Origin of the sequence: Mesorhizobium sp. ZC-5 (genome assembly GCF_025753855.1) — a bacterium.
In the GTDB taxonomy this organism is placed as follows: domain Bacteria; phylum Pseudomonadota; class Alphaproteobacteria; order Rhizobiales; family Rhizobiaceae; genus Neomesorhizobium.
The window spans coordinates 94122-114246 of sequence record NZ_JAOWPT010000004.1; the positions used below are offsets into that span (position 1 = coordinate 94122).

Here is a 20125-nt window from a genome sequence, read left to right on the forward strand (position 1 = left end):
AGCATGACAGCCCCAGCGTCACGTTCCCCAAATCCGGACAACCGCTTTGTCATGTTGCTGGCGCAGGTTTCGACTGCGCACGCCGTCAGCCATTTTTATCTCATGACGATACCGGCGCTCATTCCCGTGATGACCGAACGGTTCGACATGAGCTTCGTGCAGGTTGGTTTCGCGATCACGGTGTTCAGCCTTGTCTCGCTGATCGTGCATATTCCGCTGGGCATCCTGACCGACCGTCTGGGAGCACGCATCATGCTGATAGCGGGGCTCTTGCTGGGAGGCGTCAGTTTTGCCTCGCTGGCCTGGTTCCAGAGTTATGCATGGCTGTTGCTGGTGATGGCCGCCGCCGGCTTGGCAAACGGCGTCTATCACCCGGCCGGCTACGCACTGCTGTCGTCCGGCATCGATGCGAAACGGATCGGACGCGCCTTTTCGATCTACACGTTTTCCGGCTTTCTCGGCACCGCGGTAACACCGGCGATCCTCTATGGCATCGTGGTGGTCGGCGGGATCGAACTTGCCTTCATGGTGACGGGCCTCATCGGCATCGCAGTCGCGATCTTCCTGCTTGCGACCAAACCCGCCGGCGAACCATCTGGAGGGGCCAGCCAGCCGGAGTCACAGCACCGCCCTCAAAAAGTAGCGCAAGGTATCTTCACGCCGGCCGTCGGCATCCTGACCGTACTGTTCATGCTTCTGTCGTTGAGTTCCATCGGTATGATCAACTTCTCCGTGACTGCATTCATCAACGGCTATGGTCTCAGCCTCGCCAGTGCAAACCTGGCGTTGACGGGCTTTCTGTTCACCAGCGCATTCGGAGTGCTGGCTGGCGGATTTCTCGCCGACCGCACCGAGCGCCACGGTTACATTGCGAGCGGCGCCTTCCTGACCACCGGCCTGCTGACGGCACTGATAGCCTCAACGTCGCTTTCCGTACTCTTAATCTGCGCGATCATGCTCGTCGCCGGTTTCCTGTTTGGCGTGATCACGCCATCGCGCGACATGCTGGTGCGCGCTGCCGCTCCCGCGGGCGCGGAAGGCCGGGTTTTCGGCATCGTGTCGACGGGATTCAACTTCGGCGGCGTTGTCGGGCCGATATTGTTTGGCGGACTGCTCGATCAGGGCGAGCCCCGGCTCGTTTTCGTATTCGTGACGGTGTTCATCCTGCTCACCGTGGTCCTGACCTTTATCCAGGAGTATCTCAGGCAGTCCCCCTAAGCGGTGGTCGGTTTGCAGCCGCCCGGAACTCCGCTCTCAGGAATGATTTGATGTTGCTAACATTCTATCAATAGGATATTTAAATTTGCTGTCGGCTGCGTCATGAAACGGCGATGCTCATTTTGAAATGACTGAAGGGCAGACATGAAAATCCGTGACGTCATTTGCTATGCACCTCCCGGCAAGGGCGCCCGATTTTCGCAGTCGCGCTTTGTCATCGTCCTCGTCAAGACCGACGACGACCTGACCGGTGTCGGGGAGGCGACCCTGCGCTTCCCCATCTGCCTTTCCGCCCAAGTCATCGCCGCGGTGATGGGTTGCCGCGAATTTCTGATCGGACAGGACCCGAGCCGAATTTCGCGCATCTGGGCAGATCTCTACGATCGCTATTTCTGGCGTGGCGGGCCGGCGGAATTGACCGCCCTCGGCGCCATCGACCAGGCGCTCTGGGATATTGCCGGACAGGCGGCAAACATGCCGGTCTACAAGCTGCTAGGCGGCGCCTATCACGAGCGTATCCCCCTTTACCACAATGGCTGGTGGCGAGGCGCGGAGTTTACCGAAGAGGTCATAGCCAAGGCGCATGCGACCATCGCCACCGGCGCGACCCGGCTGAAATGGTATCCCTTCGAGTTCCTGCCGCAGCTCCAGGACAATTACCATCTGACGAACGCGCAGATGGATCGTGCAGTCCAGGAGGTTCTGGCCATGCGGGAAGCCGTCGGCAAGGACATCGAACTGATGATCGATGTCTGGCGCCGGCTCGACCTGAATTCGGCGATCCGGTTCTGCAACGCGATCGAAAGTGCGGGGCTGGTGTTCGTCGAGGAAGCGGTGTTCGCCGAAAACATCGACGTCATGATCCAGCTGTCGAAGTCGGTCAACGTGCGCCTCTCCACCGGCGAGCGTCTCCTCAGCCGCTGGGAGTTCCGCTCCCTGATCGAGACCCAGGCGGTGGGCATCGTGCAGCCCGACGTGCCCCGTGTCGGCGGCATCACCGAAGCGCGCAAGATCGCCGCGATGGCCGACACCTACGGAATCAGCGTCGCTCCGCACAACCCGACGGGGTCGATCGCGACTGCTGCCGCAGTCCACCTTTGCGCAAGCATCCGCAACTTCACCATGCTCGAACGGTTCGTGCCGTTTCTTCCCGATCCGTTCGTCGAGCACGATCTGAGCTACGGCCCGGACTACATCGAGCTGCCCACCGCTCCGGGCATGGGCGTTACGGTGAACGAAGATGATCTGAAGCGTCTTTCGACGATCTGAAACTGCGCCGAACAACATCCCGGCCGCCCCGCTTGAAAGCAAGTTCATGACGTCGCCGATGCTGTTCGAGCCTATCTCCCTCAAAGGCGTCACGGCGCGAAACCGGATCGTGGTTTCGCCGATGTGCCAGTATAAATCAGCCGAAGGCAGCCCCACCGACTGGCATCTGGTCAGCCTCGGTCGCTATGCAATCGGCGGCGCCGGCATTGTCTTCTATGAGGAAACGGCGATCGAGGACCGCGGCCGCAAGACGCATGATTGCGCCGGCTTCTACCGCGATGACCAGATCCCCGAATACCGCCGGATTACGGCGATGTTGAAAAGTCTCGGCGCCGTCCCGGCAATGCAGCTTGGCCACGCCGGCGGCAAAGGCTCCGCGCACGGACCGGGCACCGGCCGGGCGTCGCTGACCGCACAGGATGCACGACGCGGTCTCGCTCCCTGGCAGACGATCTCCGCAAGCGCCGTGCCGGCCGAACCGGACTATCCCGCACCGCATGAGATGGACGAGCGGGACATTGCCGATGTCATCGCGGCCTGGGTGCGGGCCGCGGAACGAACACTCGAGGCCGGCTTCGAAATCCTCGAAATCCATGGCGCGCACGGCTACCTCATCCAGCAGTTTCTTTCTCCGCTCATCAATCGCAGGTCCGACCGGTATGGCGGGAGCCGGTCCAACAGGATGCGGTTTGCGCTTGAAGTCACCCGCGCGGTCCGAAAAGTCTGGCCAGACGACAGGCCGCTGTTTTTCCGCGTTTCCGGTGTCGATGGAAAGGGCGGCCTGTGGACGCTTGAAGACACCGTGGCACTTGCCGACGAACTGAAACTTTGCGGCGTCGACGTGATCGACTGTTCCTCCGGCGGCCTCATCGGCAGTTCGGACATGCCGCTCGTCCCGCGCGTCCCCGGCTATCACTTGCCCTTTGCCCGGAAGGTCAAGGCTGAGACCGGCATGATGACCATGGCGCCCGGGCTGATAACCGAACCGGGACAGGCGGAAGCGATTCTCCGGGAAGGATCCGTCGACCTCATCGGCATGGCGCGGGAACTGATGTATTCGGCGGACTGGCCCGTGCATGCCGCACGCGAACTGGGTGCACCGAACTACCTCGAACTGTTTCCCGGCGACTTCGCTTCCAGACTGAAAACCCGGGCCGAGCAACGAGCGATGGCGGTAAACCAGTAAACCGTCTGTGCGGACGGACCTCTTCTTCCACAGATACCGCCCGCCCTGATCCAACTGAAGCGGTCCGTCGCACGCCTAGGGTTGTCATGGAGCCGTTATCTATCTGGTATAGGCAGCGAATTTCTGGTTGCCTGCATCCGCAAGATCAGGCCCCGTATTGCTCACCAACAAGGGTTTTCCATGCGCAAGATCATCCTCGCCTCGCTCCTCATGGCCGCTGCGATCGGCCAATCCTTTGCGGCCGATGGCAAGCTCGTGCTCTATACGAGCCAGCCGAACACCGACGCGCAGCAGACCGCAGACGCCTTCATGGCAAAGAATCCGGGCATCACGGTCGAGTGGGTACGCGACGGAACCCCGAAGATCATGGCCAAGCTGCGCGCCGAGATCGAGGCCGGCCAGCCACAGCCCGACCTGCTGTTGATCGCCGACGTGGTGACGATGGAGGGCCTGAAGAAGGAAGGCCGCCTCCTCGCCTATCCGGAAGCCGACGTATCGGCGTTCGACGCCGGGCTGATGGACAAGGACGGCGCCTATTTCCCGACCAAGCTGATCACCACCGGCATCGTCTACAACACCAAGGCGCCGTTCGTTCCGGCCAGCTGGCAGGACCTGGCCAAGCCGGAGGCCAAGGGGCTGATCGCCATGCCGAGCCCGTTGACCTCGGGTGCCGCGCTCATCCACACCGTCACGCTGACCGAGAACCTGGCCGGCGGCTGGGACTATTATGCCTCGCTCGCCGCCAACGGTGCGCAGGCTGCCGGCGGCAACGGCGACGTGCTGAAAGCCGTCAGCGGCGGCGACAAGCTGTTCGGCATGATCGTCGACTACATGCCGATCCGCGAGAAGGCCAAGGGCGCGCCGGTCGAGTTCGTCTTCCCGACCGAAGGCGTATCCGCCGTCACCGAGCCGGTCGCCATCCTCTCCACGGCGAAGAACCCGGATGCCGCCAAAGCGTTCGTCGACTTCCTGCTGTCCAAGGAAGGACAGGAGCTCGCCGTAAGCCAGGGCTATATCCCAGCCCGCGCCGACGCCGGCCTGCCGGCCGGCTACCCGGACCGTTCGGCAATCAAGGTCCTAGGCTTCGATGCCGCCGCCGCACTCGCCAACGAGACGGCGAACAAGGAAAAGTTCAGCGAGATGATGGGCCAGTAGCCCGCGCCGGTTCAAACGGTGTCATCCGTCCAGAGGTCCCTCCCAGGACGCCATGCGCTCATGCCTTCCTGGCTTGGGCGCATGGCCATCGGCGACGCCGCTTCGCCCGGCTTCCGTCTTTCGACATTTGCGGTCCTCGTCCTTATTGGCCTGCTCAGCCTGTTGCCGATGGCACGTCTCGTCATCGCGGCGGTCGCGCCCGGCGGCGAGATCGATTTCGGCGCCTTTCTTGATCGCCTCGCGCGCCCCGCCGCCTTGCGGGCGATGTGGCATACGCTCGATACCGCTTTCTTCGGCGCTCTGCTGGCAATGTTCATCGGCGGTCCTTTCGCCATCCTGGTCGCCATGACCGATCTGCCCGGCCGCAAATCCCTCGGCTTCCTGCTGCTGCTGCCGCTGATGATCGCACCGCAGGTCACGGCGTTGTCGTGGCTGCATCTTCTTGGACCATCGAGCGCGCTTCTCGGCATGCTCGGCCTCGCGCCGGAGCCCGGAACGCCCAACCCGATGCTTGGCCGCAACGGCATAATCCTGCTTTACGGGATCCAGCACGCACCGATCGTCTTCGTCACGCTGAGAGCCGGCCTGTCGCGCATTCCCGGCGATCTCGCCGAGGCCGCGCGCGCCTCGGGTTCTCGCCCGTTGCGAACACTCGTCACCATCATCCTGCCGCTGATGCGCCCCTATCTGGTTGCCGCAGGCGCCCTCGCCTTCGTGTCGGGTGTCGGCAATTTCGGCATTCCGGCGCTGCTCGGCATGCCGGTCAACTACCTCACCTTGCCCACCCTGATCTACGAACAGTTGGCAAGCTTCGGGCCAAACGTCCTGCCGCAGGTCGCCGCGCTTTCGGTACTCATCGGCGTGCTGGCGCTTGCCGGTGTCGCCTTGCAATCCCTCGCGCTGAGAAACGCCGAACATCGGTTCACGGCGGGCAGGCCCGCCCAGTTCCAGCTCGGTGTGTGGCGCCTGCCTTGTTCCTTAGCGGCATGGCTGGCGATCTGCGTCATGCTGGTGCTGCCGACCTTCGGGCTGCTCACCACATCGCTGATCCCCACCTTCGGAGTGCAGCTCAACTGGGAAACGGCAACCTTGTCCAACTATGCCGAAGTTCTCACCCGGCAGGCCTCGACCATGCGCGCGTTCCAGAATTCCGCCATGCTGGCGACCGGAGCAGCTCTTATCCTCGCCGTGGGCGTCATCCCGGTCGCCGTCGTCATGGAACGATTCAACCCACCCTTCCGGCGCCTAGTCGGCAGCGTCGTGGAACTGCCCTATGCCGTGCCGGGGATCGTGCTGGCGATCGCCTGCATCCTGCTTTTCCTGCGCCCGCTGCCGCTGATCGGCAGCCTTTACGCGACGGCCGCGATCATCCTCGTTGCCTATCTCATGCGTTTCTTCACGCTTGCCATGAAGCCGGTGGCAACGGCTGTCGGCCAGATCTCGCGCGACCTCGACGAAGCCGCTGCCGCCGCCGGAGCCAGCCCGTTGCGCCGGCTTGCCACCATCACAGCGCCGCTTGCGGCACCGTCGGCGGTGGCCGGCGCCCTGCTGGTCTTCATGAGCGCCTTCAACGAACTGACCGTGTCGGCATTGCTGTGGTCGAGCGGCAACGAGACGCTGGGCGTCGTGCTGTTCAGCCTCGAGGAGGCCGGCCTTGGGACGCAGGCGGCGGCGGTCGCCGTCTCCACGATCGTGGTCGTGATAGCCCTGCTTGCCGTCCTCGATCGCTTCTCGCGACGGCTGCCTGCCGGCGTCCTGCCCTGGCGCTGAGCGGCTGCGGCAGCTCAGCTTCCAGGCACGATCCAGGCATCGGAGACGGCAACGGACACCGTTTCGCCGAGGACGGGCGCCTCGCGGCAGTCCACCAGCAAATCCTCGCCGCTGGAGACAAGCTTCAGCCTGACCTCGTGAACGGGGCCGCGATAGGTTGTCGAACAGACTGTCGCGGCAATCCCCGGCTCGGCGAGACTGAGGCCTTCCGGCCGCAACAGCACCTTGACCGGCCCCTTTGCCGCACCGCGACAACGGGCCGGGAAATCCAGCCCGGCGATCTCCACCGTCGCGGTTGCGTTTTCAACTGCCTTCGCGATGCCCGAGACGATCGAGCCACGGCCGACAAAACCTGAGACTTTTTCGTCGGCCGGCGCGCGGTAAATATCCGACGGCGCACCAATCTGGAGCACCCGGCCACGATCCATCACCGCGATGCGGTCGGCGAGCGCCAGCGCCTCGACCTGGTCATGCGTCACGTAGACGATGGTGGCGCCTGTGCGATGGTGGATGTCACGGAAGACCTCCACCATCGAAGCCCGCAGATGGACGTCCAGATTGGCCAGCGGCTCGTCGAACAGGATGACGCCCGTGTCGGCGACCAGGCAGCGGGCGAGCGCGACGCGCTGGCGCTGGCCGCCTGACAGTTCCTCGATCCGGCGTTGCCGGAAACCTGTCAATCCCACGATATCGAGAACCGTGTCGACACGCGTTTCGATCTGCAATCGCTCAGCGCCCCGGGTTTTCAGCGGATAGGCAACGTTCCCGGCGACGTCCATATGCGGCCACAATGCGTAGGACTGGAAGACGACGCCGATGCCGCGCTTCTCCGGCGGCACCTGCCACGTTGCGTCCGCCATCAGTTGTTCGCCAAAGAGGACACGTCCCTCGCTCGGCGTTTCGAAGCCGGCGATGAGCCGCAACAGGGTTGTCTTGCCGCAGCCAGAGGGACCCAGCAGCGCGGTGAACGATCCGGCCGGGAAATCTAGCGAGATGCCATCGACCGCCGCGACATCGCCGAAACGCCGCGTCACGCCTTCAAGATGAATTGCCGTCAAATTTTCGATCCCGCCCGGTTGCGCCGTAACAAAAGCCGGCATCAGCTATGACGCCGGCTCATTACGATTTATTGACAGCGCCGTCCAACCGGACCGCCGATGAGGGCCGGTCAATCAGGCCGCGGCGGAAGTGACTGTCCTGTGACGTCGTCCGCCAGCCAGGAATTGCGGGTATAGTGCGTGCCGACTTCGAAGGAATCGATCACCATGGATGCGGGTGAATTGCTGGAACTTCTGGCGCTGCCGGTCCGACGCCCGGTCGAGGCGATCGTCGCCGGGCGGGTCGAGAAGCCGGGCTTCGTCGTCGAGCATCTGCGGTTCGATCTCGGCGAACCGGTGCGAGGCCTGCTGACGCGGCCTTCCAGGCCCGCCAGCCGTCGGCCCGCCGTGCTCTACTGCCATGCCCATGGCGCGAAGTACGAGATCGGCGCTTCGGAACTTGTCGACGGCAGGCCGAGCCTGATCGGCCCCTACGGGCCGGTGCTTGCCGAAGCCGGTTTCGTGACCTTGTCGATCGACATGCCGACTTTCGGCGACAGGCAGGTGCCAAACGAGAATTCGCTGTCGAAGGCGATGCTGTGGCAAGGCAAAACGCTGATGGGAAAGATGCTTGGCGATCTGCTGGCCGCCTTCGACTGGCTTGCAGCCCGCAGCGATGTCGACCCGACGAGAATTGCAGCGCTCGGCCTGTCGATGGGCGCGACGCATGCCTTCTTTCTGGGTGCCGTCGAGCCGCGCCTGGCGCGCATCGCGCACCTTTGCTGTTATGCCGACTGGGCAACGCTGGTGGAGACCGGCGCGCATGACCTGCACGGCCACTACATGACCGTGCCCGGACTTCTGGCGAAAACCTCGATCGGCGAGATCGCCGGGCTGATCGCGCCTCGCCCGCAACTGATCTGCATCGGAGAAGCCGATCCGCTGACGCCGCCTGATGCGGTGGCACGGGCCTACCGCGGGACGCTTTCCGCCTACCGCGCGGCCGGGGCCGAAAAGGCGCTTCGGCTGCTCACGGAGCCGGGCGTCGGCCACCAGGAAACGCCGAGGATGCGCGAGGCGGTGATGGCGTTCCTGAGTGACATGTGATGCATTTCGCCGAAAGCTGACGGCAGACGCCGTCAGGGCATGTCGAAGATGCTTTTCGTCGCAAACAGCGTGTCGGACCAGGTCGTCGGCCGCTCGATCATGCGGTGAACGCGCGGCGGCTCGGTGCCGCTGTGCAGCGACCTGATCTTTTCGCCGACCACCGCGTCGGCATGGGTGGTCCGCAGATTGTGGCGACGGTACTCGATCCAGGTCGCCACGTGATAGGTTTCCATCCATGACTGAGGGGTTTCCAGGTCGCGGCTGAGCGTCCAGTTGCGGGCGCCGTTGCGGCCGCGCACGCGCCGCCGCTCGGCCATCGCATCAAGGAACGCATGCGTGTCCGCTTCCTTGATGATGTATTCGATCATGATGACGATCGGACCGCTGCGCTGCTTGAGTTCGAGCGCCAGCGGCGGCTCCTCCCAGCGATTGATCGGATCGAGGTTGAGCGACGTCTCCTCCGGCAGCGCGAATTTGAGGCCCAGCAAGGCGCCGACCAGCATCAGCACGCAGGAGATCAGCAGCGCCTTGTCGGCCCCGTAATCCTCGGCCGCGACGCCCCACAGCCAGCTGCCCAGCGCCATGCCGCCGAAGGTCGCAGTCTGGTAGATGGAGAGCGCGCGGCCGACCACCCAGCGCGGCGTGGAAAGCTGGACGGTCACGTTGAACAGCGACAGCGCCAGCACCCAGCAGGCGCCGCCGACCATCAGCGACGGACCGGCCTGCCACGGGCTCGACGCCACCGCCAGGCTGAGCGCGCAAAGCGCAAATCCGACGAATGCCAGCCGGACGATCCACTCGACCGTGAAGCGGCGGCGCAGCAGGCTGTTGAGGAACGCGCCGCCGATGGCGCCGATGCCGAAGCAGCCGAGCAGCACGCCGTAAAGCAGCGGCCCGCCGCTCAACAGGTCGCGGGCGACGAGCGGCAGCAAGGCCAGGATGGAAATCGCCGTGAAGCCGAAGACGAAGCTGCGCAGCAGCACCTTTTCGATGTTGGGCGACATCGCGACATAACGCAGCCCCGCCGCCATCGCGGTTCCGATCGTCTCGCGCGGCAGAGCGCTCGCCTGCATCACCGGCTTCCATCGCGCGAGCACGAAGATCAGCGCGAAATAGCTGAGCGTGTTGATGGCGAAAGCAGCCGCCGCACCCGCCGCAGCGACAATGGCGCCGCCGATCGCCGGACCGACGCTGCGGGTCAGGTTGAAGCCGACGCTGTTCAACGCGACGGCGGCCGGCAGGTCGGCGCGCGGCACGATGTCGCCGACCGACGCCTGCCAGGACGGGTTGTTGAGCGCCACCCCGCAGCCGATCAGGAAGGTGAAGCTCAAGAGGAGCCACGGCGTGATCAGTTCGAGATAGGTGCAGACCGTCAACCCGACCGAGGCCAGCAGCATGAAGCACTGGGCGATGATCATTACCTTGCGGCGGTTGAAATTGTCGGCGATCGCACCGGACGTCAGCGAAAACAGCATGATCGGCAACGAGGTGGAGGCCTGCACCAGCGCCACCATGCCGGCGGAATCGGTGATCGAGGTCATCATCCAGGCGGCGCCGACGGACTGGATGAGGCCGCCGAAACTCGAGGCGAGGCTCGCTATCCAGATCGCGCGAAACGTCGGGTGCCGGAACGGTGCAAGAGAAGATGCCGCTGCTTGTTCTGGATTGTCGATCATGACCTCGAGGCGGCAACACGCAACCATGGGGTCGAGTCGCCCGTGCCACCTTAATAAGCTCGGCCGGACAGCGAAAGCGGTCTTGGTGATGCCGGAAGCGATTCCAACGGGAACCGACACCCTGTTGCTCCACCGTCCGCCGGTGCTACACCGACCGGCAACCATTTCTCCAGACGATGCGAGCCGCCAATGACCGCCAGCACAGCGAAAAATTCCACCCTGCCCCTGATCGAGATCTGCGTCGAAGGCATCGACGGGTTGATCGCCGCCCAGGAGGCAGGCGCCGACCGTGTCGAACTTTGCGCCAGCCTCGTCGAGGGCGGCATCACGCCGAGCCTCGGTACCGTGAAGCTGGCGCTGGAACTGGCGAGCATCCCGTTCCATGTGATCGTGCGGCCGCGGGGCGGTGATTTCCTCTACAGCGAGGCCGAGTACCGGTCGATGCTTGCCGACGTCGAAGCGCTGAGGGAGCTTGGCGTGGCAGGTGTCGTCGTCGGCTGCCTGAATGCCGACGGCACCATCGACGAGACGCGCATGGCCGAACTGGTGCGCGGCGCCGGCCCGCTCAACGTGACCTGCCACCGCGCCTTCGACATGACGCGCGACCCGACTGAGGCACTGGAGGCGCTGGTCCGCTGCAAGGTCGGGCGCGTGCTGACCAGCGGCCAGCGCGATACCGCGGTCGAAGGCGTCGAACTGCTTGCCCGGCTGGTGAAACTGGCGGGAGATCGCATCGTCATCATGGGCTGCGGCGAACTCGATGCGCAGAACATCGGCGGCGTGCGCCAGCGGACCGGGCTGTCGGAGATGCACTTCGCGGCGCTGAAGAACCTGCCGAGCGGCATGTCGTACCGCAATCCGCGCGTCGGCATGGGCGGCACCGACCTCGACCGCGAATACCGCAACACCGTCACCGATCGCGATGCCGTTGCAGCGACGATCCGGGCGGTGCGCGCATAGGCATTCCAGGCGGCTATAAGGCGAGCTTCTCCGTTGCCACGCTCCGGTTTTTGCCGGCCTGGCCATTGGGAGGCTGTGGTGCCTCCCGTGTAAAAGTGTGGGGGAGGCGGTGCGCGCCTGCCGGACGGACCGACAGCGCTGTTTTCAGTAACGATGCCCGAAAGACGCGCACCGCCGGCGTTGCTGCCCCGCCCGGCTCGCCCTGTGCCAGAGGGCCGTAGGCTCACCGTACGTCGAGGGCCGGAACCTTGGAGGCATTACCGCCCCCAGCCTCGCACCCGGAGCGAGGCCAGTCCCGACGCCGCTGTTCTCCCTGGTCAACCCGGTGGCCACCCAGACCCCCACAGAGAACAACACGGTCATTATGCGGGAGGCGGCGAAGGGTGTGGATGGACGATTTCTGCAGAAATCGTACAAGTCATTGAAATTGCTGCGAAGAATCTTCAGTGGAGGCGGGAAAAGACCTGAAACGGGGTGAATCTGTTCACGTCTTGCGGGGCAGTTCTCGTAGGTGAGTGCCGAAGCACCCCCACCCGGCGGCCTTTGGCCGCCGACCTCCCCTCAAGGGGGAGGTGAAGGCCTCACGTTTCCGCATTGTGCGCCGTTGACAGCGCCCGCCGGCATCTGTATTTAACATAATTGTTGATTAACAAGATGATTGAATACAAATGATACCCGATCCGCTCACCGCCACTTTCTCGGCACTCGCCGACCCGACCCGCCGGGCGATCCTGGCACGCCTGTCGCTGGGCGAGGCCTCGGTCGGGGAACTGGCGGAACCGTTCGACATCACCCTCCAGGCCGTGTCGCGGCATCTGAAGGTGCTGGAAGCGGCCGGGCTGATCTCGCGCGGCCGCGAAGCGCAGTGGCGGCCCTGCCGGCTGGAAGCGCAGCCGCTGAAGGACGTCGATGGCTGGCTGCAGCGCTATCGAAAGCTCTGGGAGCAGAGCTTCGACAAGATGGATGCCTACCTCGCCGAAATCACGAAAGGAAAAGACAATGAACGCCCAAGCTGAAGCCCGGCCGGAACTGGCCGATGACGAACTGCTGATTGTTCGCACGTTCGACGCTCCGGTTGCGCTGGTCTTTCGCATCTGGGAACTGCCGGAACATATGAGCCGTTGGCTCGGGCCTGAAAATTTCTCCTGCACCGCGCTCGAGCAGGATTTCCGGCCAGGCGGCTTATGGCGCGGCTGCATTGTCTCGGAAGCCTATGGCGAAAGCTGGATGGGCGGGCGGTACAGGGAAATCGAGCGCGACAGGCGCATCGTCACCACCTTCGCCTGGGATGACGACAATGGTCGCCCCGGCATGGAGACGCTGATCACCGTCACCTTCGAGGAACGCGACGGCAGGACCATCCAGAGTTTCCACCAGACACCGTTCATTTCGGTCGAGTCGCGCGACAGCCATGTCGATGGCTGGGATTCCTGCTTCAACCGCGAACAGGCCTATGCCGAAGACCTGGCACGCGCCACATGACCGGGAGAATCATGACCGCCGGAAGAACAGCACTTGCGCCGCTCATCCTGCTGCTTGCGGCATCAGGCGCGGAGAGCGCGGATATGCAGGACGGGCATTGCGGAGGCCAAGCGGACAAGAGCTTCATCTGCGGTCCGGCCAATGCCGAGGATATCGTGCGCGTGCCCGGCACCGACTGGGTGCTTGCCAGCCGCATGGCCAACCCGGCCGACAGGGAAGGCATGTTCTACCTGCTCGACGCCGGGGACCATTCCTGGCGCAAGCTTTCCGTCGACGAAATCCCGGCGGCGCAAGACAAGGCACTTTTTCCGGACTGCCCGGGAAGGCCGACATCGGCCTCGCTGCGCGGCCACGGCATTGCGCTCGATGAACAAGGCGGCACCCTGAAGCTGCTCGCCATCAACCATGGCGGCCGCGAGTCGGTCGAGATTTTCGGCGTGACGGCAACCGGAAGTGCCGAACCGTCATTGACCTGGCAGGGTTGCGTGGTGGCGCCGCAAGGCGCCCAGTTGAACAGCGTCGTCCCCCTGCCCGACGGTGGCTTCGCGGCGACCAAATTCTTCGACATGGCGAGCAAGACGTGGGGCGAGGACCTGTTCGCCGGCAAGGATACCGGCGAGGTGCTCGAATGGTCGCCGAAAGGCGGCTGGAAGACGGTCGCGGGCACGAAGATGTCCGGCCCCAACGGCATCGCGATATCTCCCGACGGGGAAAGCTATTTCATCGCCGCATGGGGCGAAAGCAAGCTTCACAAGGTGTCGCGCAAGACGGGCGAACGGCAATCGGTCGACACCGGCATGCGGCCCGACAATCTGCGATGGGACGCGGAAGGCAAGCTGCTGGTCGCGGGGCAGTTCTTCGACGACCCGGCGGGCTACGGCTCATGCCACATGAGCGACGCGCCCGTGTGCGCCTTTCCCTACAAGGTAGTGCGGGTCGACCCCGCCACGCTGGCGAGCGAGACGATCGTGACCGCGGCGGAGCCAAAGGAATTCGGCTCCGGCACCACGGCGATGGAGGTCGGCGACGAATACTGGATCGGCACATCGCGCGGCGACCGTATCGCCCGCATCGCCAAGCCGTAGACGCGGCCATCCAATAGAGAAAGCCCCGCAAATATCCGAGAAGAGAGGAAAATGCTGCTCGAAGGAAAGATTGCCATCGTCTACGGCGCGGGCGGCCATATCGGCGGTGCGGTGGCGCGCGCCTTCGCCGCGGATGGAGCGACTGTATATCTGGCCGGCCGCACATTTGAAAAGGTGCGGCGCGTCGCCGACGCGATCAACGAGGCCGGCGGCAAGGCCGAGACGGCGGAAGTCGACGCCCTCGACAGGCAGGCGATCGAGGACCACCTCGCGGCGGTGGTCGAAAAGGCCGGCGGCGTCGACATCACCTTCAACGCCATCGGCATCCGTGGCGACCTGCAAGGCACGCCGCTCACCGAAATGACGCTGGAGGATTTCGCGCTGCCGGTCGAGATCGGCATCAAGACGCATTTCCTGACCGCAACGGCGGCGGCGCGCCACATGATGAAAAAGGGTCCGGGCGTCATCCTGACCCTATCCTCGACGGCCGCCGGCCTCTCCGGCCGCGACCGCGTGTTCCACCGCACCGGCGGCTTCGCCACGGCCTGCACGGCTATCGAGGCACTATCGCGCACGCTCGCCGGCGAACTCGGCGCGCACGGCATCCGCGTCGTCTGTCTGCGGTCCGACGCCCTTCCCGAAACATGGCCGCCCGAATTTCCAGACCATGCGGTCGAGACCAAAATCTACGACCATGTCGCCGAAACCAAGGTGTACATGGAAAAGGGCACGGCGTTGGGACGGTTGCCCCAGTTGCGGGAGATTGCCGACGTGGCGGTGCTGGTCGCTTCCGACCGCGCCAGCGCCATGACCGGTGCTATCGCCAACCTGACCTGCGGATCGATCATGGATTCGAACTAGCCGCCCGGCTACATTGGAGCCGAACCGGCTAATAAACAAAGAAAAAGGGCCGTTGCGGGCCCTTCTTCATCTCAAATCTGAAGTGCGTGTTCAGGCGTTTGCGGCAGTCACGGCGCGCTTGGCCATCACCACCACCAGATTGGCGCGATATTCCGGCGAGGCATGCAGGTCGCCCATCATATTGCCTGCCGACAGCTTGATGCCCTCGACGGCCGCGGGCTCGAACTTCTTGGCGAGTGCCGCCTCGATCTCCGTCGAGCGGAAGACGCCGTCTTCGCCGGCGCCGGTGACTGCGACGCGAACCCCGTCCTTGCCCTTGGCGACGAAGACGCCGGTCATCGCATAGCGCGAGGCAGGGTTGGGGAATTTTGCGTAGCCCGCCTTGGCCGGCGCGGTGAAGGAAACGCCGGTGACGATCTCGCCGTCCTTCAGCGCCGTCTCGAACAGGCCGGTGAAGAATTTCGCCGCCTGGACCTTGCGCTTGTTGGTGATGATGGTGGCGTCGAGCGCCAGCATTGCCGCCGGATAATCCGCCGCCGGATCGTTGTTGGCGATCGAGCCGCCGATCGTGCCCTTGTGGCGCACATGCGGGTCGCCGATGTGGCCGGCGAGATGGGTGAGCGCCGGGCAGGCCTTCGCCAGCTTGGCGTTGGTCGCCACGTCGTGGTGCGTGGTGGCACCGCCGATGGTGACGGTCTTGCCGCTGACCGTAATGCCGGCGAGCGCGGCAATGCGGCTGATGTCGACCAGGTCCGACGGCGCGGCAAGCCGGGTCTTCATCGCCGGGATCAGCGTCATGCCGCCGGACAGGAGCTTGGCGTCGCCGGTTTTCAGCAGCTTGGCCGCGTCGGCGATCGACGAAGCGCGATGATAGTTGACGGAATACATTTGTTGTCCCCTTCAGTGCTTCGTTGCCGCGCGGATCGCAGCCCACACAGTCTGCGGTGTCGCCGGCATGGCAAGGTCATTGTTGCCGATGGCGTCGGTGATGGCGTTGATGACCGCCGGCGGCGAGCCGATGGCGCCGGCCTCGCCGCAGCCCTTCATGCCGAGCGGATTGCCCGGGCACGGCGTGTTCGAGGTCGATACCTGGAACGACGGCAGGTCGTCGGCGCGCGGCATCGTGTAGTCCATGAAGCTCGCGGTCAGCAGTTGCCCGCTTTCGGCGTCGTAGTGGGCGCCTTCCAAAAGCGCCTGCCCGACCCCTTGGGCAATACCGCCATGCACCTGGCCCTCGACGATCATCGGGTTGATGATGTTGCCGAAATCGTCGGCGGCGACGAACTGCACGATCTCGGTCTTGCCGGTGTCGGGATCGATCTCGACCTCGCAGATGTAGCAGCCGGCCGGGAAGGTGAAGTTGGTCGGGTCGTAGAAGGCGGTCTCCTTCAATCCCGGCTCCATGCCGGCCGGCAGGTTGTGCGCGGTGTAGGAGGCAAGCGCCATCTGGAACCACGGCACGTTCTTGTCGGTGCCGGCAACCTTCAGCGCGCCGTTCTCTATGACGATGTCGCCTTCGTCGGCCTCGAGCAGGTGCGCGGCGATCTTCTTGGCCTTGGCCTCGACCTTGTCGAGCGCCTTGACGATGGCCGACATGCCGACCGCGCCGGAGCGCGACCCGTAGGTGCCCATGCCCATCTGCACCTTGTCGGTGTCGCCATGGACGATCGATATCTGGTCGAGCGGCAGGCCGAAGCGTTCGTTGACCAGCTGCGCGAAGGTGGTCTCGTGGCCCTGGCCGTGGCTGTGCGAGCCGGTCAGCACCTCAACGGTGCCGACGGCGTTGACCCGCACCTCGGCCGATTCCCACAGGCCGACACCCGCTCCGAGGCTGCCCACCGCCGCCGACGGCGCGATGCCGCAGGCCTCGATGTAGCAGCTCATGCCGATGCCGCGCAGCAGGCCCTTCTTGGCGGCCGCCGCCTTGCGCTTGGCGAAGCCGGCATAGTCGGCCTCCTTCATCGCAGCATCGAGCGACGCCGCGTAGTCGCCGGCGTCGTAGCACATGATGACCGGCGTCTGGTGCGGGAACTGGGTGACGAAGTTCTTGCGGCGAAGCTCCGCCGGCGAGACGCCGAGCTGGCGCGCCGACGTCTCCATCATGCGTTCCATGACGAAGGTGGCTTCCGGGCGCCCTGCCCCGCGATAGGCGTCGACGGGTGCCGTGTTGGTGTAGATCGCCTTCACATTGGCGTGGATCGCCGGGATGTTGTATTGGCCCGACAGCAGCGTCGCGTAGAGATAGGTCGGCACCGACGACGAGAACAGCGACATGTAGGCGCCGAGATTGGCCTTGGTCTCGACCTTGAGGCCGAGGATCCTGTGATCCTTGTCGAAAGCCATTTCGGCATGCGTATGGTGATCGCGGCCGTGCGCGTCGGTGAGGAAGCTCTCGGTCCGGTCGCCCACCCATTTGACCGGCACGCCGGTCCGCTTGGACGCCCACAGGCAGATGATCTCTTCCGGATAGATGAAGATCTTGGAGCCGAAGCCGCCGCCGACATCCGGCGCGATGACGCGCAGCTTGTTTTCCGGCGCGACATTGTAGAAGGCGCTCATCACGAGGCGCGCGACATGCGGGTTCTGCGAGGTGGTCCAGCAGGTGTAGTGGTCTTCCGCCTTGTCGTAATGGCCGAGCGCTGCGCGCGGCTCCATCGCGTTGGGCACCAGCCGGTTGTTGACGATGTCCATCTTGACGACATGGGCGGCGGCCTTGAAGGCGGCTTCGGTCTCCGGCGGGTTGCCGATGTCCCAGTCGAAGATCAGGTTGCCCTCGGCTTCGGGATGCAGCTGCGGGGCACTGCCCTTCAACGCCTCGACCGCGTCGATGACCGCCTTGCGTTCCTTGTAGGTGATCTCCACGGCCTCGGCGGCATCGCGCGCCTCGCCCTTGGTGTCGGCGACCACGATGACGACGGCGTCGCCGACGTAACGGACGCGGTCGACCGCCAGCGGCGACCAGGCGCCCATCTTCATCGGGGTGCCGTCCTTGGAATGGATCATCCAGCCGCAGATGAGATTGCCGATGCCATCGGCCTTGAGCTGCTTGCCGGTCAAGACGCCGATGACGCCCGGCATACCCTCAGCCTTTTTGACGTCGATCTTCTTGATGTCGGCGTGGGCGTGCGGGCTCCTGACGAAAGCCGCATGCTTCATGCCGGGCACCACCATGTCGTCGACATAGCGGCCGCCGCCGGTGATGAAGCGCTTGTCCTCCTTGCGCGCCACGCGGGCGCCGATGCCTTCGATTCCCATGGGTTATTTCCTCCCTTGCAGGGCAGTAGGCAGTAGGCAGTCGGCAGTCGTTGATAGTGAAACGTGACAATCCGACTACAGTGCCGCTGCTCCCAATTCCCGATTGCCTACTGCCGTTAGGCGGCTTTCTTCGCCTTGCCCTTTGAACTCTTCGACATCGTCTGCGATGCGGCAAGGATCGCCTTGACGATGTTGTGATAACCGGTGCAGCGGCAGATGTTGCCTTCGAGCTCGGCGCGCACGGTCGCCTCGTCGAGGCCTTCCGGATGGCGCCGGATCATATCGGTGGCCGACATGATCATGCCCGGCGTGCAGAAGCCGCACTGGAGCCCGTGATGTTCCTTGAACGCGGCCTGCACCGGATGCAGCTCGGCACCGTTGGCGAGGCCTTCGATGGTCACCACGGTCGAGCCGGAGGCCTGGGCGGCGAGCATGGAGCAGGATTTCACCGCCTTGCCGTCGACATGCACGACGCAGGCACCGCATTGCGAGGTGTCACAGCCGACATGCGTACCGGTCAGGCCGACATGCTCGCGCAGGAAGTGCACCAGAAGCGTGCGGTCCTCGACCGAGCCCTTCACCTTCCGCCCGTTCACCGTCAAAGATACATCGGACATGATCCCTCCTCCCACCACGTGCCGGAGCGCTGCCGGCTGGTTTTTCTGCTCGGTCCGGGCGGCCATGACAAGCCTCCGCGAGACGCCTCCCGAGAATGACCGGCAGAATGCTGCCGCCCCATTTCCCGGTATATTGTACTTTCGACCGAACGCCGTCAGACATCAAGATTGCAAAAAGCGAATTTGACGAAGATGATGCACCGAACCGGCGACGCAGAGCGCTGGACGGATGAAGCATCAAGGAGCGCCGAAAGCCCGTGTATTCGCGTGCCGAATATGCCTGCGGTATAACCGTGCTGACGTCGTCGGAGGCGGACGCGGAGGCGTTTGCCGTCAAAATCGCCGACGAGGCCCGCCGCGCCGGTGCGGGTTTCGCCTATCTTTTCTTCTCCATGCAGACATTCGACGCGCATCTGCTCAACGCGGCAATGCTGAAGCATGCGCCCGGCCTCGAAGTGGTCGGCTGCTCGACATCGGGGGAAATCACGCCGGAAGGCATCGGCGAAGGCCATGCGATGGCCATACTGCTGCCGGCCAAGAACTTCACCGTGGCCGCGGCGACGATCGAGAACATCACCGCCGCGGGCATGGACACCATCGTTGAGGAGGTCGACCGGTTGCGCCGGCAACTGGCCGAGAATACACGCGGCAAGACCGGCCAGGAACGATTCGCCATGTGCCTGATCGACGGCATGTCGTTCGCCGAGGAAAAGATCACCGCCGCGCTGCATTGGGCGCTGGACGACATCCCGCTGATCGGCGGCTCGGCCGGCGACGATCTCAAATTCGAGCACACCGTGCTGATATCGGACGGCAAGGTTTCCGACGGCACCGCCATCATCATGCTGGTCTCGACCGATGTGCCGTTCAGCATCTTCAAGACCGACAACTTCATTCCGACCGACGCGAAGTTCGTGGTCACCGCATCCGACCCCGATAAGCGCACGGTGTCGGAACTCAATGCCAGTGCGGCGGCGCTGGAATATGCCTCCGCCGTAGGCAAGAACATCGCCGAACTGACCCAGAACGGCTTTGCCTCGCATCCGGTGGTGGTCAAGGTCGGCGGCGAATTCTATTGCCGGGCGGTGCGCGGCATTCTCGACGACGGCTCGCTGGTGTTTGCCTGCGCCATCGACGATGGCGTCGTGCTGACGCTCGCCGAAGCGCGCGGCATGGTCGAAACCACGCGCACGAAATTCGAGGAAATCGAGGAGCGGCTGGGCGGCATCGACATGGTGTTCGGCTTCGACTGCGCCTACAGGCGGGTCGACGCGGAAAACCGCCAGGTGATCCGCAAGATGTCGGAACTCTACCAGCAGCACCACGTCATCGGCTTCGGCACGTTCGGCGAACAATACCAGTCGATGCATCTCAACCAGACACTTACCGGCATCGCCTTCGGCCGCCGGCCGAAGGAATCGGTCCTGCCCGCGGCAGCCGAATAAGC

The 20125-nt window shown here is 64.2% G+C and carries 17 protein-coding genes; 12 read left to right on the forward strand and 5 right to left on the reverse strand.

Annotation, left to right across the window (positions count from 1 at the left end; translation table 11 throughout):
* The first annotated feature begins 3 nt into the window (after positions 1–3).
* From OHD58_RS12635 to OHD58_RS12655, 5 genes are all read left to right on the forward strand, one after another.
* Complete coding sequence (locus tag OHD58_RS12635; protein WP_263803703.1) at positions 4–1218, forward strand: MFS transporter; 1215 nt, start codon at positions 4–6, stop codon at positions 1216–1218.
* Positions 1219–1362: 144 nt separating this feature from the next.
* Entirely contained in the window at positions 1363–2487 is a 1125-nt protein-coding gene (locus OHD58_RS12640; RefSeq protein WP_263803704.1) for a mandelate racemase/muconate lactonizing enzyme family protein, read from the forward strand.
* A 46-nt stretch (positions 2488–2533) separates the two neighbouring features.
* Positions 2534–3673 carry an NADH:flavin oxidoreductase/NADH oxidase gene (locus OHD58_RS12645; protein WP_263803705.1) on the forward strand — a complete coding sequence of 380 codons (1140 nt, stop codon included), beginning with the start codon at positions 2534–2536 and terminating at the stop codon, positions 3671–3673.
* A gap of 180 nt (positions 3674–3853) precedes the next feature.
* Positions 3854–4828: an ABC transporter substrate-binding protein gene (locus tag OHD58_RS12650; RefSeq protein WP_263803706.1), complete on the forward strand. Its 975-nt coding sequence runs from the start codon at positions 3854–3856 to the stop codon at positions 4826–4828.
* Positions 4829–4888: 60 nt separating this feature from the next.
* Positions 4889–6598 carry an ABC transporter permease gene (locus tag OHD58_RS12655; RefSeq protein WP_263803707.1) on the forward strand — a complete coding sequence of 570 codons (1710 nt, stop codon included), beginning with the start codon at positions 4889–4891 and terminating at the stop codon, positions 6596–6598.
* A 14-nt stretch (positions 6599–6612) separates the two neighbouring features.
* Here OHD58_RS12655 and OHD58_RS12660 read toward each other — a convergent pair whose 3' ends face one another.
* On the reverse strand, positions 6613–7656 hold the full coding sequence (locus OHD58_RS12660; protein WP_263803708.1) for an ABC transporter ATP-binding protein: 1044 nt from the start codon (positions 7654–7656) through the stop codon (positions 6613–6615).
* A 180-nt stretch (positions 7657–7836) separates the two neighbouring features.
* On the opposite strand from OHD58_RS12660, the gene OHD58_RS12665 reads away from it, so the two are divergent.
* Entirely contained in the window at positions 7837–8742 is a 906-nt protein-coding gene (locus tag OHD58_RS12665; RefSeq protein ID WP_263803710.1) for an alpha/beta hydrolase family protein, read from the forward strand.
* Positions 8743–8774: 32 nt separating this feature from the next.
* Here OHD58_RS12665 and OHD58_RS12670 read toward each other — a convergent pair whose 3' ends face one another.
* The gene (locus OHD58_RS12670) at positions 8775–10418 is read right to left on the reverse strand and encodes an MFS transporter (RefSeq protein WP_263803712.1); all 1644 of its coding nucleotides are present in this window, start codon (positions 10416–10418) and stop codon (positions 8775–8777) included.
* Positions 10419–10607: 189 nt separating this feature from the next.
* Between OHD58_RS12670 and OHD58_RS12675 the strand changes: the two genes are divergently transcribed.
* From OHD58_RS12675 to OHD58_RS12695, 5 genes are all read left to right on the forward strand, one after another.
* Complete coding sequence (locus OHD58_RS12675; protein ID WP_263803713.1) at positions 10608–11378, forward strand: copper homeostasis protein CutC; 771 nt, start codon at positions 10608–10610, stop codon at positions 11376–11378.
* A 668-nt stretch (positions 11379–12046) separates the two neighbouring features.
* Entirely contained in the window at positions 12047–12394 is a 348-nt protein-coding gene (locus OHD58_RS12680; RefSeq protein ID WP_263803714.1) for an ArsR/SmtB family transcription factor, read from the forward strand.
* Complete coding sequence (locus tag OHD58_RS12685; RefSeq protein WP_263803715.1) at positions 12378–12860, forward strand: SRPBCC domain-containing protein; 483 nt, start codon at positions 12378–12380, stop codon at positions 12858–12860. The genes OHD58_RS12680 and OHD58_RS12685 overlap by 17 nt, the downstream gene beginning before the upstream one ends.
* Before the next feature lie 11 nt (positions 12861–12871).
* Entirely contained in the window at positions 12872–13945 is a 1074-nt protein-coding gene (locus OHD58_RS12690; protein WP_263803716.1) for a hypothetical protein, read from the forward strand.
* 51 nt (positions 13946–13996) lie between these two features.
* Positions 13997–14806 (forward strand): SDR family NAD(P)-dependent oxidoreductase, encoded by an 810-nt coding sequence (locus OHD58_RS12695; protein WP_263803717.1) that lies wholly within the window; start codon positions 13997–13999, stop codon positions 14804–14806.
* 90 nt (positions 14807–14896) lie between these two features.
* Here the strand turns inward: OHD58_RS12695 and OHD58_RS12700 are convergent, their stop codons facing one another.
* The 3 genes from OHD58_RS12700 to OHD58_RS12710 form a co-directional block, all read right to left on the reverse strand.
* Positions 14897–15694, reverse strand: coding sequence for an FAD binding domain-containing protein (locus OHD58_RS12700; protein WP_263803718.1), 798 nt, complete (start codon positions 15692–15694; stop codon positions 14897–14899).
* Between the two features lie 12 nt (positions 15695–15706).
* On the reverse strand, positions 15707–18061 hold the full coding sequence (locus tag OHD58_RS12705; protein ID WP_263803719.1) for a xanthine dehydrogenase family protein molybdopterin-binding subunit: 2355 nt from the start codon (positions 18059–18061) through the stop codon (positions 15707–15709).
* Between the two features lie 116 nt (positions 18062–18177).
* Complete coding sequence (locus OHD58_RS12710) at positions 18178–18678, reverse strand: (2Fe-2S)-binding protein (RefSeq protein WP_263803720.1); 501 nt, start codon at positions 18676–18678, stop codon at positions 18178–18180.
* Positions 18679–18935: 257 nt separating this feature from the next.
* Here OHD58_RS12710 and OHD58_RS12715 point away from each other — a divergent pair, with 257 nt between their 5' ends.
* Positions 18936–20123: an FIST signal transduction protein gene (locus tag OHD58_RS12715; protein ID WP_263803721.1), complete on the forward strand. Its 1188-nt coding sequence runs from the start codon at positions 18936–18938 to the stop codon at positions 20121–20123.
* Positions 20124–20125 lie beyond the last annotated feature (2 nt).

Excerpts from the sequence above, each read along its gene's own strand:
- OHD58_RS12690 (WP_263803716.1), top strand. The coding sequence starts at position 12,872 with ATGACCGCCGGAAGAACAGCACTTGCGCCGCTCATCCTGCTGCTTGCG.
- OHD58_RS12670 (WP_263803712.1), bottom strand. The coding sequence starts at position 10,418 with ATGATCGACAATCCAGAACAAGCAGCGGCATCTTCTCTTGCACCGTTC.
- OHD58_RS12695 (WP_263803717.1), top strand. The coding sequence starts at position 13,997 with ATGCTGCTCGAAGGAAAGATTGCCATCGTCTACGGCGCGGGCGGCCAT.
- OHD58_RS12710 (WP_263803720.1), bottom strand. The coding sequence starts at position 18,678 with ATGTCCGATGTATCTTTGACGGTGAACGGGCGGAAGGTGAAGGGCTCG.
- OHD58_RS12655 (WP_263803707.1), top strand. The coding sequence starts at position 4,889 with ATGCCTTCCTGGCTTGGGCGCATGGCCATCGGCGACGCCGCTTCGCCC.
- OHD58_RS12635 (WP_263803703.1), top strand. The coding sequence starts at position 4 with ATGACAGCCCCAGCGTCACGTTCCCCAAATCCGGACAACCGCTTTGTC.
- OHD58_RS12645 (WP_263803705.1), top strand. The coding sequence starts at position 2,534 with ATGACGTCGCCGATGCTGTTCGAGCCTATCTCCCTCAAAGGCGTCACG.
- OHD58_RS12680 (WP_263803714.1), top strand. The coding sequence starts at position 12,047 with ATGATACCCGATCCGCTCACCGCCACTTTCTCGGCACTCGCCGACCCG.
- OHD58_RS12685 (WP_263803715.1), top strand. The coding sequence starts at position 12,378 with ATGAACGCCCAAGCTGAAGCCCGGCCGGAACTGGCCGATGACGAACTG.
- OHD58_RS12640 (WP_263803704.1), top strand. The coding sequence starts at position 1,363 with ATGAAAATCCGTGACGTCATTTGCTATGCACCTCCCGGCAAGGGCGCC.
- OHD58_RS12650 (WP_263803706.1), top strand. The coding sequence starts at position 3,854 with ATGCGCAAGATCATCCTCGCCTCGCTCCTCATGGCCGCTGCGATCGGC.
- OHD58_RS12705 (WP_263803719.1), bottom strand. The coding sequence starts at position 18,061 with ATGGGAATCGAAGGCATCGGCGCCCGCGTGGCGCGCAAGGAGGACAAG.
- OHD58_RS12700 (WP_263803718.1), bottom strand. The coding sequence starts at position 15,694 with ATGTATTCCGTCAACTATCATCGCGCTTCGTCGATCGCCGACGCGGCC.
- OHD58_RS12675 (WP_263803713.1), top strand. The coding sequence starts at position 10,608 with ATGACCGCCAGCACAGCGAAAAATTCCACCCTGCCCCTGATCGAGATC.